This is a genomic window from Streptomyces sp. NBC_01384, assembly GCF_045040035.1.
Taxonomy (GTDB): Bacteria; Actinomycetota; Actinomycetes; order Streptomycetales; family Streptomycetaceae; genus Streptomyces.
Genome location: NZ_CP109559.1, coordinates 5,751,441 through 5,774,662, shown reverse-complemented (window position 1 = coordinate 5,774,662; position 23,222 = coordinate 5,751,441). Strand labels below are relative to the sequence as shown.

The 23,222-nt window shown below is 70.2% G+C and carries 22 protein-coding genes and 1 tRNA gene; 15 read left to right on the top strand and 8 right to left on the bottom strand.

What is annotated here, in order from left to right; all coding sequences use genetic code 11:
• Positions 1 to 47 precede the first annotated feature (47 nt).
• Positions 48 to 1,553: an MFS transporter gene (locus tag OG747_RS26660; protein ID WP_405881936.1), complete on the top strand. Its 1,506-nt coding sequence runs from the start codon at positions 48 to 50 to the stop codon at positions 1,551 to 1,553.
• Positions 1,554 to 1,569: 16 nt separating this feature from the next.
• On the opposite strand, the gene OG747_RS26655 is transcribed toward OG747_RS26660, so the two are convergent.
• The 3 genes from OG747_RS26655 to OG747_RS26645 all read right to left on the bottom strand — a co-directional run bounded on the left by OG747_RS26655 (position 1,570) and on the right by OG747_RS26645 (position 6,315).
• A complete protein-coding gene (locus OG747_RS26655; RefSeq protein WP_405881935.1) occupies positions 1,570 to 2,457 on the bottom strand; it encodes a cellulose-binding protein in 888 nt (295 codons plus the stop codon).
• A 191-nt stretch (positions 2,458 to 2,648) separates the two neighbouring features.
• Entirely contained in the window at positions 2,649 to 5,294 is a 2,646-nt protein-coding gene (locus OG747_RS26650) for an SUKH-4 family immunity protein (RefSeq protein ID WP_405881934.1), read from the bottom strand.
• A gap of 7 nt (positions 5,295 to 5,301) precedes the next feature.
• Positions 5,302 to 6,315: an SMI1/KNR4 family protein gene (locus OG747_RS26645; RefSeq protein WP_405881933.1), complete on the bottom strand. Its 1,014-nt coding sequence runs from the start codon at positions 6,313 to 6,315 to the stop codon at positions 5,302 to 5,304.
• A 229-nt stretch (positions 6,316 to 6,544) separates the two neighbouring features.
• Here OG747_RS26645 and OG747_RS26640 point away from each other — a divergent pair, with 229 nt between their 5' ends.
• Both OG747_RS26640 and OG747_RS26635 read left to right on the top strand, forming a co-directional pair.
• Positions 6,545 to 7,051: a YwqJ-related putative deaminase gene (locus OG747_RS26640; RefSeq protein WP_405881932.1), complete on the top strand. Its 507-nt coding sequence runs from the start codon at positions 6,545 to 6,547 to the stop codon at positions 7,049 to 7,051.
• 137 nt (positions 7,052 to 7,188) lie between these two features.
• A complete protein-coding gene (locus tag OG747_RS26635; RefSeq protein WP_405881931.1) occupies positions 7,189 to 7,683 on the top strand; it encodes an SUKH-3 domain-containing protein in 495 nt (164 codons plus the stop codon).
• 179 nt (positions 7,684 to 7,862) lie between these two features.
• Here the strand turns inward: OG747_RS26635 and OG747_RS26630 are convergent, their stop codons facing one another.
• Positions 7,863 to 9,179 (bottom strand): sensor histidine kinase, encoded by a 1,317-nt coding sequence (locus tag OG747_RS26630; RefSeq protein ID WP_405881930.1) that lies wholly within the window; start codon positions 9,177 to 9,179, stop codon positions 7,863 to 7,865.
• Between the two features lie 167 nt (positions 9,180 to 9,346).
• Between OG747_RS26630 and OG747_RS26625 the strand changes: the two genes are divergently transcribed.
• The 7 genes from OG747_RS26625 (at position 9,347) to OG747_RS26595 (ending at position 15,101) form a co-directional block, all read left to right on the top strand.
• Complete coding sequence (locus tag OG747_RS26625) at positions 9,347 to 10,216, top strand: hypothetical protein (RefSeq protein WP_405881929.1); 870 nt, start codon at positions 9,347 to 9,349, stop codon at positions 10,214 to 10,216.
• A gap of 11 nt (positions 10,217 to 10,227) precedes the next feature.
• A tRNA-Gln gene (locus OG747_RS26620) sits at positions 10,228 to 10,298 on the top strand.
• 117 nt (positions 10,299 to 10,415) lie between these two features.
• Positions 10,416 to 11,864, top strand: coding sequence for a bifunctional UDP-N-acetylglucosamine diphosphorylase/glucosamine-1-phosphate N-acetyltransferase GlmU (gene glmU / locus OG747_RS26615; RefSeq protein ID WP_405881927.1), 1,449 nt, complete (start codon positions 10,416 to 10,418; stop codon positions 11,862 to 11,864).
• 134 nt (positions 11,865 to 11,998) lie between these two features.
• Entirely contained in the window at positions 11,999 to 12,973 is a 975-nt protein-coding gene (locus OG747_RS26610; protein ID WP_405881926.1) for a ribose-phosphate diphosphokinase, read from the top strand.
• Between the two features lie 202 nt (positions 12,974 to 13,175).
• Positions 13,176 to 13,769 carry a 50S ribosomal protein L25/general stress protein Ctc gene (locus OG747_RS26605; protein WP_405881925.1) on the top strand — a complete coding sequence of 198 codons (594 nt, stop codon included), beginning with the start codon at positions 13,176 to 13,178 and terminating at the stop codon, positions 13,767 to 13,769.
• A 127-nt stretch (positions 13,770 to 13,896) separates the two neighbouring features.
• Positions 13,897 to 14,508 carry an aminoacyl-tRNA hydrolase gene (gene pth / locus OG747_RS26600; RefSeq protein ID WP_405881923.1) on the top strand — a complete coding sequence of 204 codons (612 nt, stop codon included), beginning with the start codon at positions 13,897 to 13,899 and terminating at the stop codon, positions 14,506 to 14,508.
• A 95-nt stretch (positions 14,509 to 14,603) separates the two neighbouring features.
• On the top strand, positions 14,604 to 15,101 hold the full coding sequence (locus OG747_RS26595) for a hypothetical protein (RefSeq protein WP_405881921.1): 498 nt from the start codon (positions 14,604 to 14,606) through the stop codon (positions 15,099 to 15,101).
• 91 nt (positions 15,102 to 15,192) lie between these two features.
• Here the strand turns inward: OG747_RS26595 and ppc are convergent, their stop codons facing one another.
• On the bottom strand, positions 15,193 to 17,937 hold the full coding sequence (ppc, locus tag OG747_RS26590) for a phosphoenolpyruvate carboxylase (protein ID WP_405881919.1): 2,745 nt from the start codon (positions 17,935 to 17,937) through the stop codon (positions 15,193 to 15,195).
• A gap of 339 nt (positions 17,938 to 18,276) precedes the next feature.
• Between ppc and OG747_RS26585 the strand changes: the two genes are divergently transcribed.
• Positions 18,277 to 19,290 (top strand): acyl-CoA desaturase, encoded by a 1,014-nt coding sequence (locus OG747_RS26585; protein WP_405881918.1) that lies wholly within the window; start codon positions 18,277 to 18,279, stop codon positions 19,288 to 19,290.
• Positions 19,287 to 19,967: a TetR/AcrR family transcriptional regulator gene (locus OG747_RS26580; RefSeq protein WP_351698195.1), complete on the top strand. Its 681-nt coding sequence runs from the start codon at positions 19,287 to 19,289 to the stop codon at positions 19,965 to 19,967. The genes OG747_RS26585 and OG747_RS26580 overlap by 4 nt, the downstream gene beginning before the upstream one ends.
• A gap of 32 nt (positions 19,968 to 19,999) precedes the next feature.
• Here OG747_RS26580 and OG747_RS26575 read toward each other — a convergent pair whose 3' ends face one another.
• Complete coding sequence (locus OG747_RS26575) at positions 20,000 to 20,266, bottom strand: Uma2 family endonuclease (protein ID WP_405881917.1); 267 nt, start codon at positions 20,264 to 20,266, stop codon at positions 20,000 to 20,002.
• A 233-nt stretch (positions 20,267 to 20,499) separates the two neighbouring features.
• A complete protein-coding gene (locus tag OG747_RS26570) occupies positions 20,500 to 21,258 on the bottom strand; it encodes a GntR family transcriptional regulator (RefSeq protein WP_405881916.1) in 759 nt (252 codons plus the stop codon).
• A gap of 130 nt (positions 21,259 to 21,388) precedes the next feature.
• Between OG747_RS26570 and OG747_RS26565 the strand changes: the two genes are divergently transcribed.
• The 3 genes from OG747_RS26565 to OG747_RS26555 are packed head-to-tail and all read left to right on the top strand — an operon-like array spanning position 21,389 to position 22,864.
• A complete protein-coding gene (locus OG747_RS26565; RefSeq protein ID WP_405881914.1) occupies positions 21,389 to 21,649 on the top strand; it encodes a hypothetical protein in 261 nt (86 codons plus the stop codon).
• Positions 21,650 to 21,653: 4 nt separating this feature from the next.
• On the top strand, positions 21,654 to 21,947 hold the full coding sequence (locus tag OG747_RS26560) for a hypothetical protein (protein ID WP_405881913.1): 294 nt from the start codon (positions 21,654 to 21,656) through the stop codon (positions 21,945 to 21,947).
• Positions 21,944 to 22,864 (top strand): ATP-binding protein, encoded by a 921-nt coding sequence (locus tag OG747_RS26555; RefSeq protein ID WP_405881911.1) that lies wholly within the window; start codon positions 21,944 to 21,946, stop codon positions 22,862 to 22,864. Before OG747_RS26560 ends, OG747_RS26555 begins: the two co-directional genes overlap by 4 nt.
• Here OG747_RS26555 and OG747_RS26550 read toward each other — a convergent pair.
• A complete protein-coding gene (locus OG747_RS26550) occupies positions 22,839 to 23,222 on the bottom strand; it encodes a glyoxalase (RefSeq protein WP_405881909.1) in 384 nt (127 codons plus the stop codon). The genes OG747_RS26555 and OG747_RS26550 overlap by 26 nt on opposite strands.

Below are 23,222 nucleotides of genomic sequence, written 5' to 3'. Positions count from 1 at the left end.
GGGGCGGCGGATAGGTGCAGGGGGAAACGAATCAGGGGGGCACCCAAGTGGGCCAGCGGGACACCGGGATACGGGCCGCGGCGGCGGAACAGTCACCGACCTCACGCAGCCGCAGGGGCGCCGTCGTCGCCGCCCTCATGCTCTCCATGGCGCTGCCCGCGCTCGACTCCACCATCGTGTCGACGGCCGTACCGCAGATCGTCGGCGACCTCGGCGGCTTCTCCGTCTTCTCCTGGCTGTTCTCGGGCTACCTGCTCGCGGTGACGGTCACCCTGCCGGTGTACGGCAAGCTGTCGGACACCTTCGGCCGCAAGCCGGTGCTGATCGCGGGCGCCACCGTCTTCCTCCTCGGCTCGCTGCTCTGCGCCACCGCCTGGAACATGGCCGCGCTCATCGCCTTCCGGATCGTGCAGGGCCTGGGCGGCGGCGCGTTGCAGGGCACCGTGCAGACGCTCGCCGCCGACCTCTACCCGCTCAAGGAACGCCCCAAGATCCAGGCGAAGCTGTCCACGGTGTGGGCGACCTCGGCGGTCGCGGGCCCTGGCCTCGGCGGGGTCCTCGCCGCGTACGCCGACTGGCGCTGGATCTTCCTCATCAACCTGCCGATCGGCGCGCTCGCGCTGTGGCTGATCGTCCGCCACCTGCACGAGCCGGTACGGGATACGTCCGGCCGTCGCCCCCGGATCGACTGGGCGGGCGCGCTGGCCGTCTTCGCCTGCGGCGGCGTACTGCTCACCGCGCTGGTGCAGGGCGGGGTGGCCTGGGACTGGCTGTCGGCCCCGTCCCTCGCCCTGTTCGGCACCGGACTCGGACTCATCGGTGCCGTGGTCGTGATCGAGCGCCGGGCGGCCGAGCCGATCATCCCCGGGTGGGTGTGGCGACGCCGCACGATCGCCGCCGTCAACCTGGCGCTCGGCGCACTGGGGCTGCTCATGGTCGCCCCCTCGGTCTTCCTCCCCACGTACGCGCAGGCGGTCCTCGGCCTCGCCCCCGTCGCCGCCGGATTCGTCCTCTCCGTATGGACCTTGAGCTGGCCGGTGTCGGCGGCGTTCAGCCAGCACCTCTACGGCCGGATCGGCTTCCGCAACACCGCGATGCTCGGCATCGGCGCCGCGACCCTGATCCTCCTCGCCTTCCCCTTCCTCCCCTACCCCGGCGAGCCCTGGCAGCCGGCCCTGCTGATGCTCCTGCTCGGCGGCGCTCTGGGCCTCTTCCAACTCCCCCTGATCATCGGCGTCCAGTCGACGGTCGGCTGGGAGGAACGCGGTACGACGACGGCGTCCGTCCTCTTCTGCCGCCAGACCGGCCAGACCATCGGCGCGACCCTGTTCGGCGCGGTCGCCAACGGGGTACTGGCCTCACGGCTCGGCGGCGCCGGGGACCTGGACGCGGTGACGCGCGCGCTGGACTCCGGCGCACCCGCCGAACACCTGCGCCGCGCGGTGGCGGACGCGGTCCACGCCGTCTACCTGGGCGCGGCCGGCGCCGCCGCACTCGCCTTCCTGATCCTGCTGTTCGTGGCACCGCGACGCTTTCCGGTGCTCAAGGAGTGAGCCCTCACGCGCCCGCCTACTCCGCCGGCGCCCGCCCCGTCAGGGTCGCCAGACTCGCCCGTACGTGATCCATCTGCGCCCGTACGTCGTCCCACCGCTCACCGTGTTCGCGCAGCACCCGCTCCGTCTCCCGGGCCATGCCCTCCTCCCGCACCCGCGCCTCGGCAACCAGCTCGGCGGCCCGCACCACCGCGTCCTCCTGCCCACGCCGAGCCGCCTCCTCGGCCTCGGCGAAGGCGTGCCTGGCCTCCGACAGCGCGGCCTCGGCGCATGCCGCCCGCTCCACAAGCTGCGCGTCGAGCGCGACCGCCCGCTCGACGGCCGCCCGCTCGGCCTCGTCCCAGCGCGCGGCGTGCTCCTTCTCCTGCTCCTCCAGGACCCCCGCCGTCCGCTGCCGCATCTCACGCAGCGCGGCCAGCGCCTCCCCGCGGTTCTCCTTGATCTCGCGACGGGCCGAGACGCGCATCTCGTCGGCCTCCGCGCGGGCGGCGAGCAGCCGCTGCCGGGCGCGTTCCTCGGCCTCGCCGCGCACCTCGTCGGCGTACGCCTGGGCCGCCTCGCGCACCCGGCACCCCACCGCCTCGGCCTCGTCGACGGCGTGCCGGGCCTCACGGCGCGCGGTCTCCCGTACGGACGCGGCCTCCTCCTCGCCGAGTTCGCAGATCCGGCGGGCGCGCTCGCCGAGCGTCTCGTACGTCTGCGGGACGAGCCGCGCCACGACGTCCCTCAGCCGCCGCACCTCCGCGTCCATCTCCTTGGCCAGGACGGTCAGCCGCGCGGCGCGCTCCCAGGCCACGTCGCGGTCCCGCGAGAGCGCCGCGGCGTACGCGTCGACCTGCTCGGGACGGTAACCGCGCCCCCGTACGGCCATGAAGCCGTGCGGCGACACCGATGTGCTGCTCATCCCCGAACCCCTCTCCGATGTGCGCCATACGACATGATTCGTCAACATGATTTGGCGCATATCTTGGTGGATCAGGCATAGATGTACATAACGCGACACTCCGCCCATTCGTTCCGGTCAAGGTGCATAAAAAATGGGTGGGACCCGGTCATACGACCCGGTCCCACCCATGAGCCACCCTCAGCGGCGCGTCACAACAACCCGTCCCACATCTGCTCCAGCAACACCGACCACCAGCTCTCCGGAGAGCCGAGCGCCGCCGGGTCGAGGGAGGCGAGCTGGGCCTGGAAGTCGACGGTCCAGCGACCCGCCTGCTCCTGGTTCAGCCCGAACCGCAGCCGCCACATCCGGCCCAGCAGCGCCAGACAGCGCGCGAACTCGGGCAGCCCGGTGTTCACGAACTGCGGCGGTACGGAGGATCCCCCAGGACCCGCCTCCACGGGCACCGCGACGATGTTCGCCGTGCCGTACTGCACACAGATCGCCTTGCCGAAGTCGCTACCCATGACGAGGTACGAGCCCGCGTCCGCGGCCGGCTGCACCCCGCGCTCCTGCGCCAGCTCCGCGAGCGTCGGCACCGGGCGGCCCGGCTGGGCCTGCGCCCAGAAGAACGGGCCCATGTCGACCGGGAGTCCGGCCACCACCAGGGTGTGCGCCACCAGGTTCGGCACACCCTGCCGCGACACCGCCGCCTGGTCGAACCGGAACAGGCCCGGCCCGAACGCCGCCGCCAGCTCCTGCCCGATCGCCTCCGGCGGAACCGGCGGCGCCGGCTGCACCGGCGGAATCGGCGCGCGCACCGGCGCGGGGCGCGCCGGGCCGTCCGCCACCTGGTGCAACTCGCCCTGGTGCGCGAGGAGCTCGTGCATGCCCTGCTGACGGCTCGTGTGATCCGTGCCGTACGGGGCGATGCTCGTGATCCGCGCCTGCGGCCAGCTCTCCCGGATCATCCGCGCACAGTACGCACCCGGCAGCTCACACGACTCCAACTCCGTGTGCAGCTCCAGCACTTGCTGCGGCGGTACGTTCATCGCCCGCAGCTCGTGCAGGATCTGCCACTCCGGGTGCGGGGTCCCCGGCGCGGAGCGCCGGATCAACTGCCGCTCGGAACCGTCCTGCGCGCGGTAGCGCAGGACGGCCTGATAGCCGGGGCCGACGGTCGGCTGACCGGTCGGGGGATAGCCGTACGCCAGGGGCTGCTGGCCGGGCGGCATGGGCTGCCCCGGCATCACATGCCCCGGCATGGGCTGGCCCGGCAGGGGCTGACCAGGCATCGGCTGGCCCGGCATGGGGGGCTGTCCCTGCATCGGCTGCGGGGCGCCCGGGGGCACTCCGGGGGCCTGCGGGGGCGGCGGAGGCGGGGCGCCGGGGCCGACCACCGGGGGGCCGACCGGCGGACCGGACAGCATGGTCGCGGCGTGGTGAACACCGCCGGGAGGCGTACCCCCCGGAGGCTGCGGAGCACCGGGCGCGGCAGGCGCACCCGGACCCGCCAGGCCCGCGGGCCCGTCCGGGCCGAGCTGCGATACGAGTTGCGTCGGTACGTACCCGCCCGCCGGGGTACCCGGAACACCGGGCCCGGACGGTGGAGGCGGAGGCGGAGGCGTACTCCCGGGCCGCACGCCCGGCACACCCGGGGCGCTCGGCGGAGGCGGCGCGCTCACGCCACCACCCCGCGCGCCCCGCGGCGGCGCCTGCGCCTTGCTGGTCGCGGCGTCGGCGATGTCACCGGCGTTAGGCGCCAGCGGCCGGCGAGGCGCCACGGGGGCCCCCGGACCGCCGAGCGGCGGCGGAGCCTGCTGGGGGTAGCCGTACGCGGGCGCACCCGAAGGCGGCGCGGGAGCGGAAACGGGAGGAGAAGGAGGCGGCGGAGTCCCGGGCACGCCACCGGGCCCCTGCGGGAAGCCGTACGCGGGCGCACCGAGAGGCGGCATACCGGGCGTACCCGGACCACCCTGCGGATAGCCGTACGACGGCGCGCCCTGAGGCGCCACGCCGTGAGGTGCCACACCGTGAGGTTCCACACCCTGCGGGAAACCGGGCGGCCGACCGAAGTCGGGGTCGCCTATCGCGGGTGCCTGCGCCGTGCGCGGGAGTTGGCTGCCGCCGGACATCAGGGCCGTCTGGGCATCCGGGGTCACCCCCGGCGGCGGCGTACCCGGACGCGCCCCGTCGTCGACGTCGGTCAGCGGCGGCGCGAACACGGTCGCCGGCAGCGGTACGGAACGATCCTCGCCCGCGTCCGCGTTCGTGTCCGTCCCCGCCCACGGGGTCGCCGAATCGGGCACGCCCGACGCCGGCACGGCGTCCTGCGGACCCGAGTCCCGCACATCACCGGCCGCAGCGGCGGGCCACGGCGTGGCTCCGGAGGACGCGGCATGCGCCCCCGGCGCCGAGGCCACCGAGCCACCGCCCGCCGAAACTCCCTGCGTACCGCTGGACGCCCCCGCCCGCCGATCAGGAATCCCCAGCTTGTCCGCGGCCTCCTGCAACCACTCCGGGGGACTCAACAGGAACGAGGTCTGGTTCAGATCGACCCGGGCCGCAGGCGCCGGCGCCGGTTCCGGGGACGCCTCCGGCACCCCGTACTCCTCCTCGTACCGGCGAATCACCTCACCGACCGGCAGCCCGGGCCACAGCGTGGCCTCCCCGCTGTCCCGCGCGAGGACGAGCCGCTGCGCGCCCCCGTCGGAGCGCGGACCCCCGGCACGGTCCTCGGCCCACACCACGAACCCGAGCTCGAACTCCCGCACCCGCACCTCACGATGCTGGTACGAGGCCACATCCCCGTTGATCCACTCTTCCGCGCGCTCCTGCGCCTGCGCGAAGGTCACCATCGGAAGTTCACTCCCCCACCGAAGACACCGAAGACACCGAGGCCACTGAAGAGACAGGGACGGCACGCGCGAAGCCGCCGTCCACCATCAGGTTCGCCACCGTCTCCAACTCCGGCGGATTGCCCGCCAGCCGGGACAGGAACTGGTCGAAGTCGGCGCCGCAGGGCAGCAGCAGCCGCCGCACCCGCTCCGCCGGCGGCCAGGCGTCCTGGTCGCGGGCGTCGTCGTACGCGCAGAACCAGACCGACCCGATCGCGTCACCCTTCACCTTCACGGCGAGCAGACCACCCTGCACGAACCCGACACACAGGTAGTCCTTGGTCAGATGGTCGCGCAGACATTTGTTGATGTAGACGAGGTCGTTGACGGCGGCCTCTTCGCGCACCGTGAAGAAGGGCTGGTCAATCAGCAGCCCCAGTTCGGCGTCGAGCGCGGCACCGACAGGCGCACAGCCACCCGCCGCCTTCAGGAACGACCGATAGACACCCGGCAGCCGATAGCCGAGGTCCTCCTCAACTCCCAGCACCTGCTGCTCACTCACCGCCACCGCCGACTTCGGCAACCCGAAGTGCGCGGGCCGCGTCTCCTGCAACGGCCGCGTCCCGCGCTTGTTCTGGTCGACGGCCGCGGTCGCTATACCACCGTGGTGCCGCAACAACGCCTTGACCTCAACAGGAACGAGCTCCAGCCGACGGGTGCCCGGCACGTGGTGCCAGGTCCAGCCGTGCGGGGTGGCCACGGAGGGGATCGTGTCCCACAGATCGTGCCCGGTGGCGGCGAGCGCGGCATTCGCGGACACATAGTCCGTCAGCCGCAACTCGTCCACACCGAAACCCTCCGGAGGCTCGGCGATCTCCGCGGCGGCACGCGCGTACGGCGAGAAGTCGGGGTAGCCGTGCGCGTCGACCCGTACGCCTCTGGGGTGGCGAGCGGCCCGGACCGGATCCGGGAAATGCACGACCTGCCCGGCGTACGCCGCGTTCGGCGGCGCGGCTTGCTGCCCGAGCCGACCTGTCGTCATGACGGTTGCCCCCTGCGGCGTTCTCAATAGCTGTATGGATCGCGGATGTCGACAGCCTATGCGGTTGGAAGACACCGGTCACCGGGCCTCCGGTTCCGTGACCTGCCGTCACCCCGCCGTGACGGTGCGACGAAGCCCGGGCGTGTCGCACGCCCCAGCTTCCGCACCCGCCACGCCATTTGGCAGTCTGTAGCCGCACCGGGGGATGCACGGGAGGGAAAGAACAATCATGAACGCGACGCATACAGGCACGTCCGGGGACCCACGCGTCGGCTGGAGCAGCGCCGAAGCCCCGCACGCCCCCGCCCTCCTGCACCGCCGCGACGGCATACTCCCGACGGTCGCCGCCGCCCTCTCCGTACGCGGCGAGACCCTCACCGGCACGGCGGCACGCGGCGACCAGCCGCCCGCCCTGCACCCCCTCGTCCAGGACTTCCTCGACACCCTCACCAGCGCGCAACGCGACCGTTTCACCGGCCGCTGCGCCGAGGCGATCCTGATCTCCCGGCACATCACCACGGCCGACGCCACCCGCAGCAGACGGGCCGCGCGCAAGCCGATGACCAACGGCGAGGCACGCAAGGCGCTCAAGCAGGCCAAGCTCACCGCCCGCCGCATCCGCGAGGACGGCGACCCGCTGCACGGCAGCTTCGCCCAGCCCTGCCGCGCCTGCACGGCGCTCAGCGACCACTTCGGCGTCCGCGTCGTCGACCCGACAGCGACGACGAACGCCTGAACTCCCCCACTCCCCCACACGTACATACGACGGCGCCCCACGGCACCGACGTCCCAACCCCCATCCCTCATACCTCCCCCATCCCCCATCCCACCTCCCACCCCCCGACTCCACGTCACTCGACGAACGAAGGGCAGATGCACGCCGACCGCACCTCCACCACACGCTTCTCCGTCCCCGTGGACGCCGCGCTGCGCTCCGCGGGATGGCAGCCCGGACGCTGGGACATAAAGCAGGCCGAGTACTGGGCCGACGTGCTGCGGGGATACGAGTCACCCGCCGGGCACCGGCATACCGTGTTCCCGGCGGCGGTGGAGGCATGGGCGGAATTCGGCGGCCTGCACGTGACTCCGTCCGGCCCCGGCCGCCAGCTCGCCCCGACCGCACTGCACTTCGACCCCCTGCACGGCCTCCACCTGGCCCGCACCCTCGGCGACCTCGGCCGCGCCCTGGACACCGAGGTCTGCCCCCTCGGCGAGGAGTCCGACTCCCGCGCCCTGCTGGCCATCGACACCGAAGGCCGCGTGTACGCACTGGACCACACCGGCGACTGGTACCTGGGCCCGGACATCGACGCCGCCCTCACCACCCTCCTGTCGGGCATCGAGCCGGTACGCCTGACGGCCGGCTGACCCAGCCCCAGCCATGGTGTATGGCCCGGAGAATGTGACACTTGCGCGGCGAGTGTCACATTCCCGCGGCCGACCACCCGGCCGCAGCGGATGCCCCAACAGCGTCCGGCCCCGGCCCAGAGGCGCGGGGAGGGTGGGGGCAGCGGGGGCGAGGAGACCCGCCCCTCACGCCCCCGCCCTCACGCCCCCGCCGGGATCACCGCCGACACCCGAAACCCACCCGCATCCGTAGGCCCCGACACAAACACCCCACCCAGCGCGGCAACCCGCTCCTTCATCCCCAGCAGACCATTGCCACCACTCGGCAGATGCACAACGGCCCCCGACCCCAGCTCCGGCGGACACTCGTTCTCCACCTGCATGGCGATCTCGGCGTCACGATGAGCGAGCCGGACATACGTCTTCGCACCCGCAGCATGCTTGTGGACGTTGGTCAGCGCCTCCTGAACGACCCGATACGCGGTCTGCTCTATCTCCGGCGCGTACGCCCGCGCATCACCCTCCACCGACAGATCGACCACCATCCCGGCCGCCGCCGACTGCCCGATCAACTCATCCAGCTCGGCAAGACAGGGCCCGTCGGCCGGATCGTCGACCGCCCGCGACGCCGCGGCGGCAGCGGCAGCCGCCACCCCCACAGCCGCCAACGGCACCGGCTGCGCCCGCACCGTCAGCCCCTCCCCCGTCCGCAACACACCCAGCATCTCGCGCAACTCGGTCAACGCCTGCCGCCCCATGTCACCCACCAGAGCGGCGTTCTTCACAGCCTTCTCGGGATCCTTCCGCGCCACGGCCTGCAGCGCGGCGGCATGCACGACCATCAAGGACACCCGGTGCGCGACCACGTCGTGCATCTCCCGGGCGATCCTCGTCCGCTCCTCGTTGCGCGCCCACTCCGCCCGCTCCTCGGCCCGCTCCGCGAGCAACTGCAGCTCCCGCTCCAACGAGTCCGCCCGCTCCCGCAGGCTCTCCATCAACCGCCGCCGCGCCCCCACGTACAGCCCGAGCAGGACGGGCGGAGCGGTCATGCCGATGGCGGTCGTAATAGAAATAAAGGGGACGAACCAGTCCCCCATGGTCACGTCCCCGCGCACCATGCCCTGATGCGCCCGCACGAACGTGACGATCAGCATCCCGGCGAAGGACATCCCCGCGAGCGCCCCGATGATCCGGCGCGGGAGCTCGGACGCGGCGAGCGTGTACAGCCCGACGAGCCCCATCAGGAACCCCATCTGGGCGGGCGTGATGGCGATCGACACCAGCACCACGGCGATCGGCCACCGGCGCCGCAGCAACAGCACGGACCCGGCGATCAGCCCGAACCCCATCCCCACCGCAACCGGCAGCCCCGCGTCGTGCGCGAACGGAATCCCCTCGATCGCGCACTCCGCCGCCGACGCCGACGCCAGGCCCGCGTCCAGCAGGGCACTGCGCCATCTGACCCACCACCACGGCCCGGTCCCGGCCGCGGTGTGCTCTTCCCCCGTCGTGGTCATGACCCCAGCCTACGTTCGCCCACCGCCCCTTTTCCGGTGACTTTCGCCTACTGGCCTACACCACGCTCCGCAATCGAACAGAAGCGAAACCGTCCGGTATCCCTCGAACTGCCGAATCGCTCACCGTTCGACCCCGGAAGCCTCCATACCGCCCGGACGGTATGCCCATGGCACATCCACATGGCAAATACGCCGATTTCGAGACGCTGCGGGAGCGGGCGGTGGCGCTGCGACGGGCGGGACTCAGCCGCCGCCAGATCCGCGACCGCCTCCACGTCGACAACAACGACATCCTCAACCGACTCCTGGAGGGAGAGCCGCCCCCGGAGTGGACCAAACGCCCGAACGCGAAGGACGACCTCCGCGACAAGGCCCGCGAGCTACGGCTCCAGGGCTGGACCTATGACCAGATCCAGGTGGGGCTGGGCTGCTCGAAGAGTTCGATCTCGCTGTGGGTACGGGATCTGCCGAGGCCGGAGCGGAAGCGCACTCCGGAGGAGGCTTCGGCAATCGCCAAGCGCGGTTGGGAGGCGACTTTGCGGCGCCGCGAGGAGGAGCGCCAGCAGACCAAGAAAGCATCCGTTCGTGAGATCGGCACGATGTCCGACCGCGAGCTCTTCATCCTTGGCGTAGGCCTCTACTGGGCCGAGGGCTCCAAAGCCAAGCCGCACCGTCCACAGGAGCGGGTCACCTTCATCAACAGCGACCCCCACATGATCGAGGCCTACTTGGCCTGGCTCCGCCTGCTGGGCGTCAGCCAAGATCGCCTGCGGTTCCACGTGCACATCCACGAGTCGGCCGACGTAGCAGAGGCCGAGCACTTTTGGGCTCAGCTCGTCGGCACCGATGCCACCTTCGGCAAGACCACGCTCAAAAAACATAACCCGAAGACCAACCGGAAGAACATCAGCGTGGACTACCGCGGTTGCCTGGCTGTCCGCGTTCTGCAGAGCGCGGACTTGTACCGTCGCATTGAAGGCTGGTGGTACGGCATAGTGTTGTCCGCACGCGAGGCCGATCAACCGAATCGGACTTAGCGCGCAAACCATCCCGGGTCGTCTAATGGCAGGACAAAGAGTTTTGGTCTCTTGAATGAGGGTTCGATTCCTTCCCCGGGAGCCCCCACCGAGCGGGCCCTGACAACTCCGTCAGGGCCCGCTCTCATGTCCCCCCTGAAACACCCCGGTATCCTGCGGATGTCCACACCCCAGCCATCCGAAGCCGAAGGGCATATCCGTGAGCGCCAATCCTCCGGCAGCCGTCGTCGTTCTCGCAGCGGGTGAGGGCACCCGTATGAAGTCGGCCACACCCAAGGTCCTGCACGAACTGTGCGGCCGTTCCCTGGTGGGCCATGTGCTCGCGGCCGCGCGCGCGTTGGAGCCCGAGAACCTGGTCGTCGTGGTGGGCCACGCCCGCGAGAAGGTCACCGCGCACCTCGCCGAGACCGACCCCGGCGTGCGGACGGCCGTGCAGGCCGAGCAGAACGGCACCGGGCACGCCGTACGCATGGGCCTGGAAGAGCTGGGCGGCACCGTCGACGGCACCGTCGTCGTGGTCTGCGGCGACACCCCGCTGCTGAGCGGCGAGACCCTGCGGACGCTCGCCGCCACCCACACCGCCGACGGCAACGCCGTCACCGTGCTCACCGCCGAGGTCCCCGACGCCACCGGCTACGGCCGCATCGTGCGCGACGGCGCCAGCGGCGCGGTCACCGCGATCGTCGAGCACAAGGACGCGAGTGAGTCGCAGCGCGCGATCCGGGAGATCAACTCCGGGGTCTTCGCCTTCGACGGGCAGCTCCTCGCGGACGCCCTCGGGAAGGTGCGGACGGACAACAGTCAGGGCGAGGAGTACCTGACCGACGTCCTCGGCATCCTGCGCGAGGCCGGGCACCGCGTCGGCGCCTCCGTCGCCGGCGACCACCGCGAGATCGCCGGTATCAACAACCGGGTCCAGCTCGCCGAGGCCCGCCGCATCCTCAACGACCGGCTGCTCACCGAGGCCATGCTCGCCGGGGTGACCGTCATCGACCCCGCCTCGACCTGGATCGATGTGGCCGTCACCTTCGAGCAGGACGCGATCGTCCACCCGGGGACGCAGTTGCAGGGTGCCACGCACCTCGCCGAGGGCGCCGAGGTCGGGCCCAACTGCCGGCTGAAGGACACCACGGTGGGCGCGGGGGCCCGTATCGACAACACCGTCGCCGACAGCGCCGAGGTCGGGCCGCAGGCGACCGTGGGCCCGTACGCGTACCTCCGTCCGGGCACCCGCCTCGGTCTGAAGGCCAAGGTGGGTACGTACGTCGAGACGAAGAACGCCACGATCGGCGAGGGCACCAAGGTCCCGCACCTGTCCTACGTGGGCGATGCGACGATCGGCGAGTACTCCAACATCGGTGCCGCGAGCGTCTTCGTGAACTACGACGGGCAGGAGAAGCACCACACCACCGTGGGCTCCCACTGCCGTACCGGGTCGGACAACATGTTTGTGGCTCCTGTCACGGTCGGGGACGGCGCGTACACCGCGGCGGGCTCGGTCATCACCAAGGACGTGCCGCCCGGTTCGCTGGCCGTGGCCCGTGGCCAGCAGCGGAATATCGAGGGTTGGGTGGCCCGCAAGCGTCCGGGAAGCGCGGCCGCGAAGGCGGCGGAGACGGCCTCCCGGGAGCCGGAAGGCGAAGCCTGACCGGAAACAGGTGCGTCTGACACGGCGTACCGTGATAAGTGCACACCCGCACCCCCCAGCTGAGAACGCCTCTCGCACTCCAGCCGAGAAGACCTCTCGTGCCCCAGCTGAGACACCTCTGAGGAGACAGTGCTGTGACCGGGTTCAAGACGACCGGCGAGAAGAAGATGATGTTCTTCTCCGGCCGCGCCCACCCCGAGCTTGCCGAGGAGGTCGCCCACCAGCTGGGTGTCGGGCTTGTCCCGACGAAGGCCTTCGACTTCGCCAACGGTGAGATCTACATCCGCTACCAGGAGTCCGCACGCGGCGCCGACTGCTTCCTGATGCAGAGCCACACGGCTCCCATCAACAAGTGGATCATGGAGCAGCTGATCATGATCGACGCTCTGAAGCGGGCCTCCGCGCGGAGCATCACCGTGATCGTGCCGTTCTACGGTTACGCGCGGCAGGACAAGAAGCACCGTGGACGTGAACCGATCTCGGCGCGTCTGATCGCCGACCTGATGAAGACGGCGGGCGCGGACCGCATCCTCACCGTCGACCTGCACACCGACCAGATCCAGGGCTTCTTCGACGGCCCGGTCGACCACCTGTTCGCGCTGCCGATCCTCGCGGACTACGTGGGCGCGAAGGTCGACAAGGCGAAGCTGACGGTCGTCTCCCCGGACGCCGGCCGCGTGCGCGTCGCCGACCGCTGGTGCGACCGTCTCGACGCCCCGCTGGCGATCGTGCACAAGCGCCGTGACAAGGACGTCGCCAACCAGGTGACCGTGCACGAGGTCGTCGGTGATGTGAAGGGCCGCGTCTGTGTCCTCGTCGACGACATGATCGACACCGGTGGCACGATCTGCGCCGCCGCGGACGCGCTGTTCGCGCATGGTGCGGAGGATGTCATCGTCACGGCCACGCACGGTGTGCTCTCCGGTCCGGCTGCCGACCGTCTGAAGAACTCGAAGGTCAGCGAGTTCATCTTCACGAACACCCTGCCGACCCCGGGTGAGCTGGAGCTCGACAAGATCACGGTGCTGTCGATCGCGCCGACGATCGCGAACGCGGTCCGTGAGGTCTTCGAGGACGGTTCGGTGACGAGCCTGTTCGAGGAGCAGTAAGCCCTCGATCCTCTCGATCGCCTGGATCGCCTAGATCGATTTCTTGTACGGCCTCCCCGCCGCGTAAGCTGTCACAGTTGCTCGGCGAGGGAGGCCGTACTGCTTGCGAAAGCGGTTCGGCGGTCCGTTATCGACGCGCTCTTCGTAGCAGGCCGATGTTTTGGCCGGGTGACCTTCCCCAACTGATCTACGAGGAGTGAACATGTCCGAGGTCAAGCTCGCCGCCGAGACCCGTACCGAGTTCGGCAAGGGCGCCGCCCGCCGCATCCGCCGTGAGAGCAAGGTTCCCGGCGTGGTCTACGGCCACGGTGCCGAGCCGCTCCACGTCGCACTGCCGGGTCACGAGCTGCTGCTCGCCCTGCGTACCCCGAACGTCCTGCTCTCCCTGGACGTCGAGGGCAAGACCGAGCTGGCGATCCCGAAGGCCGTTCAGCGCGACGCCATCAGGGGCCACCTCGTGCACGTCGACCTGCTCCTCGTGAAGCGTGGCGAGAAGGTCACCGTCGAGATCCCGGTCCACACCGAGGGCGAGCTGGCCGCCGGTGGCAACCTGCTCGAGCACGTGCTGAACACCCTGACGGTCGAGGCCGAGGCCACCCACATCCCCGAGTCGGTCACCGTCTCGGTCGAGGGCCTTGAGGCCGGCGCCTCCGTCCACGCCAAGGACATCCCGCTCCCCAAGGGCACCACGCTGGCGATCGACGAGGACGCGGTCGTTCTGCAGGTCCTGTCCGCCCAGGCCGAGGAGCCCGCCGCCGAGGGCGAGGGCGCGGGCGAAGCGGCCGCCGAGGCCTGATTCCCCCCGGGATCATCATCTGTGTCAGCCGCCGCTCCCGTCAGGAGCGGCGGCTGCCGCGTATCAAGGACACGACCCGTTTCAAGGACACGGCGCGTATCAAGGACACGGCGCGTATCAAGGACACATGGGAGACACCGACGTGACGACCGACGCCAACGCCCCCTGGCTGATCGTGGGCCTCGGCAACCCCGGCCCCGAGTACGCCATGAACCGGCACAACGTGGGCTTCATGGTCGCCGATCTGCTGGCGGAGCAGATCGGGGGCAAGTTCAAGCGGGCCGGTAAGGCGCAGGCGCAGGTGATCGAGGGGCGGATCGGCCCGCCCGGTCCGGGCAACCGCCGGGTGATCCTGGCCAAGCCGATGTCGTACATGAACCTGTCCGGCGGTCCGGTGAACGCCCTGCGCGACTTCTACAAGGTGCCGACGGCGAACATCGTCGCGATCCATGACGAGCTGGACATCGATTACGGCGTGCTGCGTCTGAAGCTCGGCGGTGGCGACAACGGCCACAACGGGCTGAAGTCGATGACGAAGGCGATGGGCCCGGACTACCACCGGGTGCGGTTCGGCATCGGGCGCCCTCCGGGCCGGATGCAGGTCGCCGATTTCGTTCTGAAGGACTTCTCCTCGGCGGAGCGCAAGGAGCTCGGCTACTTCGTGGACCGGGCGGCGGACGCGGTGGAGTGCCTTGTGATCGAGGGGCTGGAGCGGGCGCAGAGCACGTACAACTCCTGAGTGATTGCCGGGGGCGGTCGATGTACTCGTACAACTGCCGACTTGTCCCCCACCGGGGTTGACCAGGTGCGCAGCCATGGCCAAGGATCGCCGCCATGCCTGCCGTCACCTCACATCGAGGCTCCCGTAGGAGCGCACATCCGGCGCTGCGGTTCGGGCGGTTCGCGGCGATGGGTACGGTCGCGGTGCTGATCCTGATCGCGGGCGTCTGGGGTTCCTGGGGCACGGCTCAGCACGTGATGCTGAGCAAGGGCCGGGAGCAGGGGACCATGACCGTGACGGCCTGTTCCGGTGACACCTGTACGGGGCCGTACGCGCCGACGTCCGCGGGTTCCCGGGCGCGGGCCCGCGTCACCATCGACGAGGCGGTGGCGGTGAAGAAGGGCCGGACGTACACGGTGACCGTGAAGCCCGGCAGCGGTGATGTCGTCCGCAGCGGTCCCGCGGGAATCCTGTATGCCTGGGTCCCGCTCGGTGGCGCCCTGTTGCTCGCCTCGGTGGTGGTCGCGGGCGGCCTGCGGCGGACGCGGGCGGCGTGGGTGCTGGCGGGGGCGGGGATCGTGCAGCTGACGGTCACGTTCCTGGCCTTGTGAGCCGATGGCCGATGGCGGTGCCCCGCGCTCGGGGCACCGCCGACTCGTAGGGGATCAGCCGACTCGTAGGGGATCAGCCGCTCGTAGGGGATCAGCCGGTGTTGCGCAGTCCGGCCGCCACACCGTTGACCGTCAGGAGCAGGGCCCGTGACAGCAGCGGGTCCGGCTCGGCGCCGGCCGCGGCCTCGTCGCGCTGGCGCTTGAGGAGGGCGACCTGGAGGTAGGAGATCGGGTCGAGGTAGGCGTCGCGGATGGAGAAGGTCTGCTGGAGCACCGGGTTGGTGTCCAGGAGCTTCTTGCCGCCGGTGATGCGCAGGACCTCGCGGACCGTCAGCTCGTGCTCGGCCTCGATGGTGGCGAAGACGTGCTTCAGCTCGTCGGGGACGAGGGTCTCGACGTAGTGCCGGGCGATCCGCAGATCCGTCTTCGCGAGGGTCATCTCGACGTTGGAGAGGAAGTTCTGGAAGAAGTGCCACTGCTCGTGCATCTCGTCGAGCACGGTGTCCCCTTCTTGCCGCAGGCCTGCTTCCCGCAGCGCCTTGAGGCCGGAGCCGACGCCGAACCAGCCCGGCACGATCTGCCGTGACTGGGTCCAGCCGAAGACCCAGGGGATGGCCCGCAGGCCGTCGAGTCCGGCGCCGCTGTCGGGGCGGCGGGACGGCCGTGACCCGAGGTGCAGGTCGGCGAGCTGGTCGACGGGCGTGGCGGCGAAGAAGTACGCCGGCAGGTCCGGGTCCTCCACCAGCCTGCGGTAGGCGGAGTGGGCGGCGTCCGATACGACGTCCATCGCGGCGTCCCAGCGGGCCAGTGCCTCGTCGCTCTGCCGCGGGGCGGTGTGCAGGGCGGACGCCTGGAGCGTGGCGGCGACGGTCAGCTCCAGGTTCTCGCGGGCCAGCGAGGGCACCAGGTACTTGTCGGAGATGACCTCGCCCTGCTCGGTCACCTTGATCTCGCCCTCCAGCGTGCCCCAGGGCTGCGCGAGGATCGCGTCGTGGGAGGGGCCGCCGCCGCGGCCGACGGTGCCGCCGCGGCCGTGGAAGAGCCTGAGGCGTACGCCGTAGCGGTGGGCGACGTCGCGCAGGCGGCGCTGGGCGCGGTGGATCTCCCACTGCGAGGTCGTGATGCCGCCGAACTTGGAGGAGTCGGAGTAGCCGAGCATGACCTCCTGGACGTCTCCGCGCAGCGCGACGAGGCGGCGGTAGGAGGGGTCGGAGAGCATGTCCTCCAGGATCGTGTCGGCGGCCTTGAGCTCGTCGGTCGTCTCCAGGAGCGGCACGATACCGATCTTCGCCCAGCCGCCGTGCAGGTCGAGGAGACCGGCCTCGCGGGCGAGGACGGCGGCGGCGAACACGTCGTCCGCGCCCTGGCACATCGAGATGATGTACGACTCGATGACCTCGGGTCCGAAGACCTCCAGGGCTCGCTTGACCGTCTGGAAGACGCCGATGGTCTTCTCGCCGGCGGCGTCCACCGGTGCCGGGGTCGGGGCGAGCGGGCGGCGGGACCTGAGTTCCTTGGCGAGGAGCTTGGAGCGGTAGTCGCGGGGCATGTCGGCGTAGCGCCAGGACTCCTCGCCGAGGCGGTCGAAGAGCTGGCCGAGCGCGTGGTGGTGGGCGTCGGCGTGTTCGCGTACATCCATGGTGGCGAGCTGGAGGCCGAAGGCGGCGAGCGTGCGGATGGTGCGGTTCATGCGGCCGTCGGCGAAGAGGCCGCCGCGGTGCTCGCGCAGCGAGGTCTGGATGAGGGTGAGGTCGCGGAGCAGTTCGGCGGTGCCGAGGTAGTCGCGGCCTGCCTCGTGGGGTGTGCCCTTGGCGAGGCGCTGCTTGGTGTTCTCCAGCTTCTGCCGGATGCAGGTGGCCTTCAGGCGGTAGGGCTCTTCGACGTTGAGGCGCTTGTAGCGGGGGCTGATTTCGGGCAGTCGTTCGAGGTCGGCCTGGAGGGACTCCAGCAGCTCTTCGGTCGCGCCGGTGTACCGGATCGAGTTCGACAGGAAGCCGCGGAGTTCGTCGATCAACTCCAGGGCGTCGTTAATGCCGTGTTCGTGCTGGAGGATGAGGACGTCCCAGGTGACGGCGGGGGTGACGTTGGGGTTGCCGTCGCGGTCGCCGCCGATCCAGGTGCCGAAGGTGAGGGGCCGGGTCTCGTCGGGCAGTGTCACGCCGACGCGCTCCAGCTCGGCGGTCAGGTCCTCCAGGACATCGCCCACCGCGCCGGCGTGCAGCTCGTCGAGGTAGTAGATGGCGTTGCGGGCCTCGTCGGCGGGCTCGGGGCGGACGACGCGGAGTTCGTCGGTCTGCCAGACGAGGTCGATGTTCTCGGCCAGCCGGGTGTCGTGGCGGCGGCGGTCGGCCTCGATGACGGGGGTTTCGAGGAGCGCGGCGATACGGCGCAGCTTGTTGAGGACCGAGCGGCGGGCGGCTTCCGTCGGGTGGGCGGTGAAGACCGGGCGAACGTTCAGGTTCTTGACGGTCGCCCGCAGGTGCTCGGGGTCGGCGTCCTTGAGGCGGTCCGCCGTCCGGGCGAGGAGTCCGCCCTCGGCGGCCCGCTTGGCGCGCAGCTCGCGGCCGCGGTGGACCTGCTCGGTGACGTTCGCCAGATGGAAGTACGTCGAGAAGGCGCGGACCAGCTTGGCCGCGGTCTCCAGCTCGGTGCCGCGCAGCAGCTCGGCGGCGGCTTCGCCGTCCTCGCGGGTCAGGCGGCGGACCTTCTCGACCAGTTCCAGGAGCTCGGGGCCCTCCTGCCGGACGAGGGTCTCACCCAGCAGGTCGCCCAGGCGGCGGATGTCGGCGCGCAGCTCGCTGCTGGTCGTGGTGGTCTGGTCGTCGGCACTGCTCACAGGTGCGGCTCCTTGCAGTGTGGAAGCTCGGCTGAAGAGTGTGGAAGCTCGTCTGAAGCTCGGCTGAGAGGAAACCCGGGTGGCGGCCGCGCGGCGGGTGCCGCTTAGGGACGTGGCATCCGGGAAGAAGAGAGAACGGACCGCGCTGTCCGACCGACTCCAAGGATAGGTGTCCAAGCGGACGCGCAGGTTCTTGGGCTCTTGCCGCCGAGCCGCGCGCTGCCATACTTACGACGCCGTAGGTTACGGAACCGTAGGTCTTCTCGTCAGATGACGGGAAGAGCATGGAATCCCGTGCGGACAGCTCTCTTCACCCTCGAAACCCCACAGGGGACGCCCATGACCACGAGCTCCGATGTGATCGACGACGCCCCGCGGGCGACCAGCGACGACACCCAGCTCCCCGCCGCCACGCTGGGCGGCGAGAAGAAGGGTTCACTCGAACAGCTCACGCTTCTCCTCTTCATCACCGTCCCGTTCCTCGCGCTGCTCGCGGCGGTGCCCGCGGCTTGGGGCTGGGGGGTGAGCTGGCTGGACCTCGGCCTGCTGGTGTTCTTCTACTACCTGGGTTGCCACGGCGTCACGATCGGCTACCACCGCTATTTCACGCACGGTTCCTTCAAGGCGAAACGACCGCTGCGGATCGCGATCGCGATCGCGGGGTCGATGGCGGTCGAGGGGCCGCTCGTCCGCTGGGTCGCCGACCACCGCAAGCACCACAAGTTCTCCGACGCGGAGGGTGACCCGCATTCGCCCTGGCGTTACGGCGAGACGGTCCCGGCTCTGATGAAGGGCCTGTGGTGGGCGCACATCGGCTGGATGTTCGACGAGGAGCGGACTCCGCAGGAGAAGTACGCGCCGGACCTGATCAAGGATCCGGTGATCCGTGCGATCTCGCGTCAGTTCATCTTCTGGACGATGCTCTCGCTCGCTCTCCCTCCCCTGATCGGCGGGCTGGCGACGATGTCCTGGTGGGGCGCGTTCACCGGTTTCTTCTGGGGCTCACTCGTCCGGGTGGCCCTTCTTCACCATGTCACCTGGTCGATCAACTCGATCTGCCATGCGGTGGGCAAGCGTCCGTTCAAGTCGCGTGACCGTTCGGGCAATGTGTGGTGGCTGGCGGTGCTGTCGTGCGGCGAGTCCTGGCACAACCTGCACCATGCCGACCCGACCTCGGCGCGGCACGGTGTGGACCGCGGTCAGATCGACTCCTCGGCCCGGATCATCCGCTGGTGCGAGCAGCTCGGCTGGGCGTACGACGTGCGCTGGCCGTCACGCTCGCGTATCGATTCCCGCCGCAACTCGGACGGGTCGGACTCCCGACGCAAAACGGAAACCGCCGACGCGGCATGATTGAAGGCGTGGCGACCGACTCCAGCAGCACCCCGAGCAGCAGTGAAAAGCCGCGGCGTGCGCGCCGCACCCGCATGACCGGTGCCGAGCGCCGTCAGCAGCTGCTGGAGATCGGTCGCACCCTCTTCGCGGCGAAGGGTTTCGAGGGGACGTCGGTGGAGGAGATCGCGGCGAAGGCCGGTGTCTCCAAGCCGGTGGTCTACGAGCACTTCGGCGGCAAGGAGGGTCTGTACGCGGTGGTGGTGGACCGTGAGATGCGCCGTCTGCTGGACATGGTCACCGGCTCCCTCACCGCCGGTCACCCCCGCGAGCTGTGCGAACAGGCCGCGTTCGCTCTCCTGGACTACATCGAGGAGTACACGGACGGCTTCCGCATCCTCGTCCGTGACTCCCCCATCCCCCAGTCCACGGGCTCCTTCGCGTCCCTGATCTCGGACATCGCCACCCAGGTGGAGGACATCCTGGGCCGCGAGTTCAAGCTCCGCGGCTTCGATCCGAAGCTCGCTCCCCTCTACGCCCAGGCCCTGGTCGGCATGGTCGCCCTGACGGGCCAGTGGTGGCTGGACGTCCGTAAGCCCCGCAAGGCGGAGGTGGCGGCCCATCTGGTGAACCTGGCGTGGCACGGTCTGGACGGCTTGGAGCCGAAGCCTCGGCTGATCGGGCACCGCAAGAGCTGACGGAGCTGACGGTACAGCGGCATCGGGCGGGGTCAGGCCCGGGTGATCGCCTCGCCGATGACAAAGCCCTTCGCCGGGCCATCGGGGATCACGGCGTCCGTGCCATACGGGACACGGTGCTCGTCGGTGTAGACAGCTTTCTTGGGGTCGGGTGAGGCCAGCACGACGACCGTGCCGTCACCGTCGTGGTCATCGACGAGGATGTACAGCGGAATCCCCGCCCGGGCGTACTCGCGGCGCTTGCGGATGCGGTCCCGCTGCTCGTTCAGCCGACCGGGCGGGACAACCTCGATGACCATGGGGACACCGGCTGCGTCGACACCGAGGCCCTCCTCGTCAACGCCCCGGTGCGGCGAGATGCCTTCTGATCATCAGAACGGGTGAGGTCGGGCCACCGGCTCCAGGTGGGGGCGGGTGGCGACGGGCCCGCCTTCGCGGCGGCACAGGCCGCGCGGCGGGTGGCCGGGCAGGCCCGCTTCGTGTCGTACCGGAAGCGGTCGCGTCAGAGGGTACGGTCCAGCCCGTCGCCCTGCTACGGCGCCTCGATCCCGAACTCGTACGCCACTTCCCAGCGAGCATCCGGCACGACGATGTTCGCCGTCTCCACCGGCCGCCCATCGGTGTCGTAGTACGTCCGCTCGATCTCAAGCAGCAGATCGCCCACACTGATCCCCAGCAGATTCGCCTGCGCTTGGGTGGCGCGGGCCGGACGTGGCACTTCGACAGCGGTCTCGACACCAACGCCGATGGATCGCATGCGCTCGACGACCCCCGCCCCGGCAAGCGGTCCCATCTCGGGCAACACGACGGGCGTCCCATCAGTGATCGCCATTGGCTCCCAGGATTCGGAGAGCTGGACGGGCTGCCCATCAGCCAGGAATTCGTAGCGCGTCACTACACACAGGTCTCCTGGACTGATCGCAAGCCGCTCGGCGACGGGTTCGGGAGCAGGCACTCGCGCCTGGCTGTGCGACTCCCAGGTTCCAGCCTTGCCCCGTTCCTTCATATCGGCGCGGAACGGCGAGCCACCGCGGCGCTCACGGTGATGTGAACGGACCATCCGCAGCCGCTCGCGGGGCTTCCGGACGTACGTACCGGATCCCGCGCGACCTTCGAGGAACCCCTCGATGATCAGCCGATCCATGGCCCGCTGGGTGACGTTACGGCCGACACCGTACTCCTCGGCGAGCTGCGCCCGGGAAGGCAGCCGCTCGCCAACCTCCCACTCTCCCGCGAGGATTCGGGCGCGTAGGGAGTTGGCCACTTCAAGGTACGGCGCCTCTCGAGGCATGGACAGCTCTCCGATTTCTCGGTCACAGGTCGGCGAGTGTTCCCAACGACATTGACAAGCTACTGCATCAGGTAGAAGCTACTGAAGTAGAAATACTCTCCGCATTCATGTGCTTACGGAGGCCTCCTTCGTGTGCTCTGCAAAGTCACAAGCGGTCGCGCTGGCCGCCAAGCTCACCGCGCTCACGGGCCACGAGGCACACGTCGAGGAGTTCCCGGATCGCATTCACATCAGGATCGCGCTGCCGCCCCAACTCACCGACGTCCGCCGTCGCTCATTGCTGACAACCCTTGCCGACGCCGACCGGTACGGCCACGACATGACGACGCACGGTTCGTCCTTGTGGGCCGAAATCGACAACCTGAACAACCTTGCAGAAAAGGGGAGTTGATGGCATGACCGACCTGATCCTCCGACTCGCAGCCTATGCACGCACTCTCTTCTCCCCGCGCGGCCGGCACCGCGCCGGGCAACCGCTGCCCCCACCCCAGCCCCGACCCCGGCCGACCCCAGCCCGACACCCCGGCCCATACGCCACCGACACCCCTCTGGACGGCCGCGCAACCGCCCTGATCCGCCCCTACCTCCTCACCCCCGAGCAGCGCAGCCGCCGCCGCGCCCTATGGCTGGCCACATACGGAATCGATGTCGGCCCGCGCCACATCCACGGCATGGAGGTCGCCCGATGAACCCCGCCGAAACCGGCGGACCCCCGCCCCGCCTGCTGCCCTGGACCGGCGCATACGGCCAACCCTGCTACCTCTCCACCGACGGCACCGGCCCCGCCTCCCGGCTCGCCGACCGGATCGAGAACGTACAGCTCGGCCTCGCGGGCGGGCTCCTCGACCGGGCACGGGGCACACTCACCGAGCCCTGCTCGGTTCCGTCCACGGAACTCGGTTTTCTGGCAGGCCAGTTGACGGACGCCCTCCGCGACGCGCTGCTCATCGCCAAAAGCCGAGGCGCTCGCCTCGCTCCGGCAGAGAACGGTCGAGTCCTGCCGAACGGAGTTCGCGCCACGCCACCCCTCGTCGAGGTCATCCACAACGCGCTGGCCCGCTGCCCTCCCACGCCCCAGGCGCTCGATCTGCTCTCGCTCCCCGGCGGGGATCTCACCTCCGCGGGCGCCGCCCGACGCTTCGTACGTACGGCGGCCCGATCGTGGGGACTCCCACCCGACACGGCGGACACCCTGGAAACGATCACCGGTGAGCTCGCCGCGAACGCGCTGGAGCACACCGTCAGCAACTCCATCGCCGTCGCACTCTCCCACACCGCCGACACAGCCACCGTCAGCGTGACCGACGAAGGCCAGAGATCCCAGGTCTTCGTACCGGACACACCAGGGCCCGAGCGGGAACGCGGACGCGGCCTGCTGATCACCGACGCGCTGGCTACCCGCTGGGGGCAACACCAGACCGCGAGCGGTCTCGCCGTGGTTCTGGACACCATCGACAAACTCGCCCACAACCCCCGCCCGGCGGGGTCGACGCCTTACGAGTCACCCGACCTCCGCCGCCTGCGCATCGACGACTACCGGGTTCTTTACGTCATCGGCGACGACGTCATCCGCGTCCTCGTCACACACCTCGGCCGTACTCCGTGACGCACGGCTCCAGGAACTCCAGCCGGTTGCCCACCGGGTCCTCCGCGTAGAAGCGGCGGTGGCCGGGGAGGTTGTCGTCCCAGGTCACCGGGGCGTGGTGGGCTTCGAGCCGGACGGCGTACGCGTCGATGCCGGTGACCAGCAACCCGGGGTGGGCCTTCTTCGCGGGCCTGAAGTCGTCCTCGATCCCCAGGTGCAGCCGCACCGCGCCCGCCTGGAACCAGCAGCCCCCGCGGGCGGCGAGGGCGGGCGGTTTGGGGACTTCGGTCATGCCGAGGATGTCGACGTAGTACGGGCGCAGGCGGGGTTCGCTGCCGGGCGGGGCCGCGAGCTGGACGTGGTCGATGGCGGCGAGCAT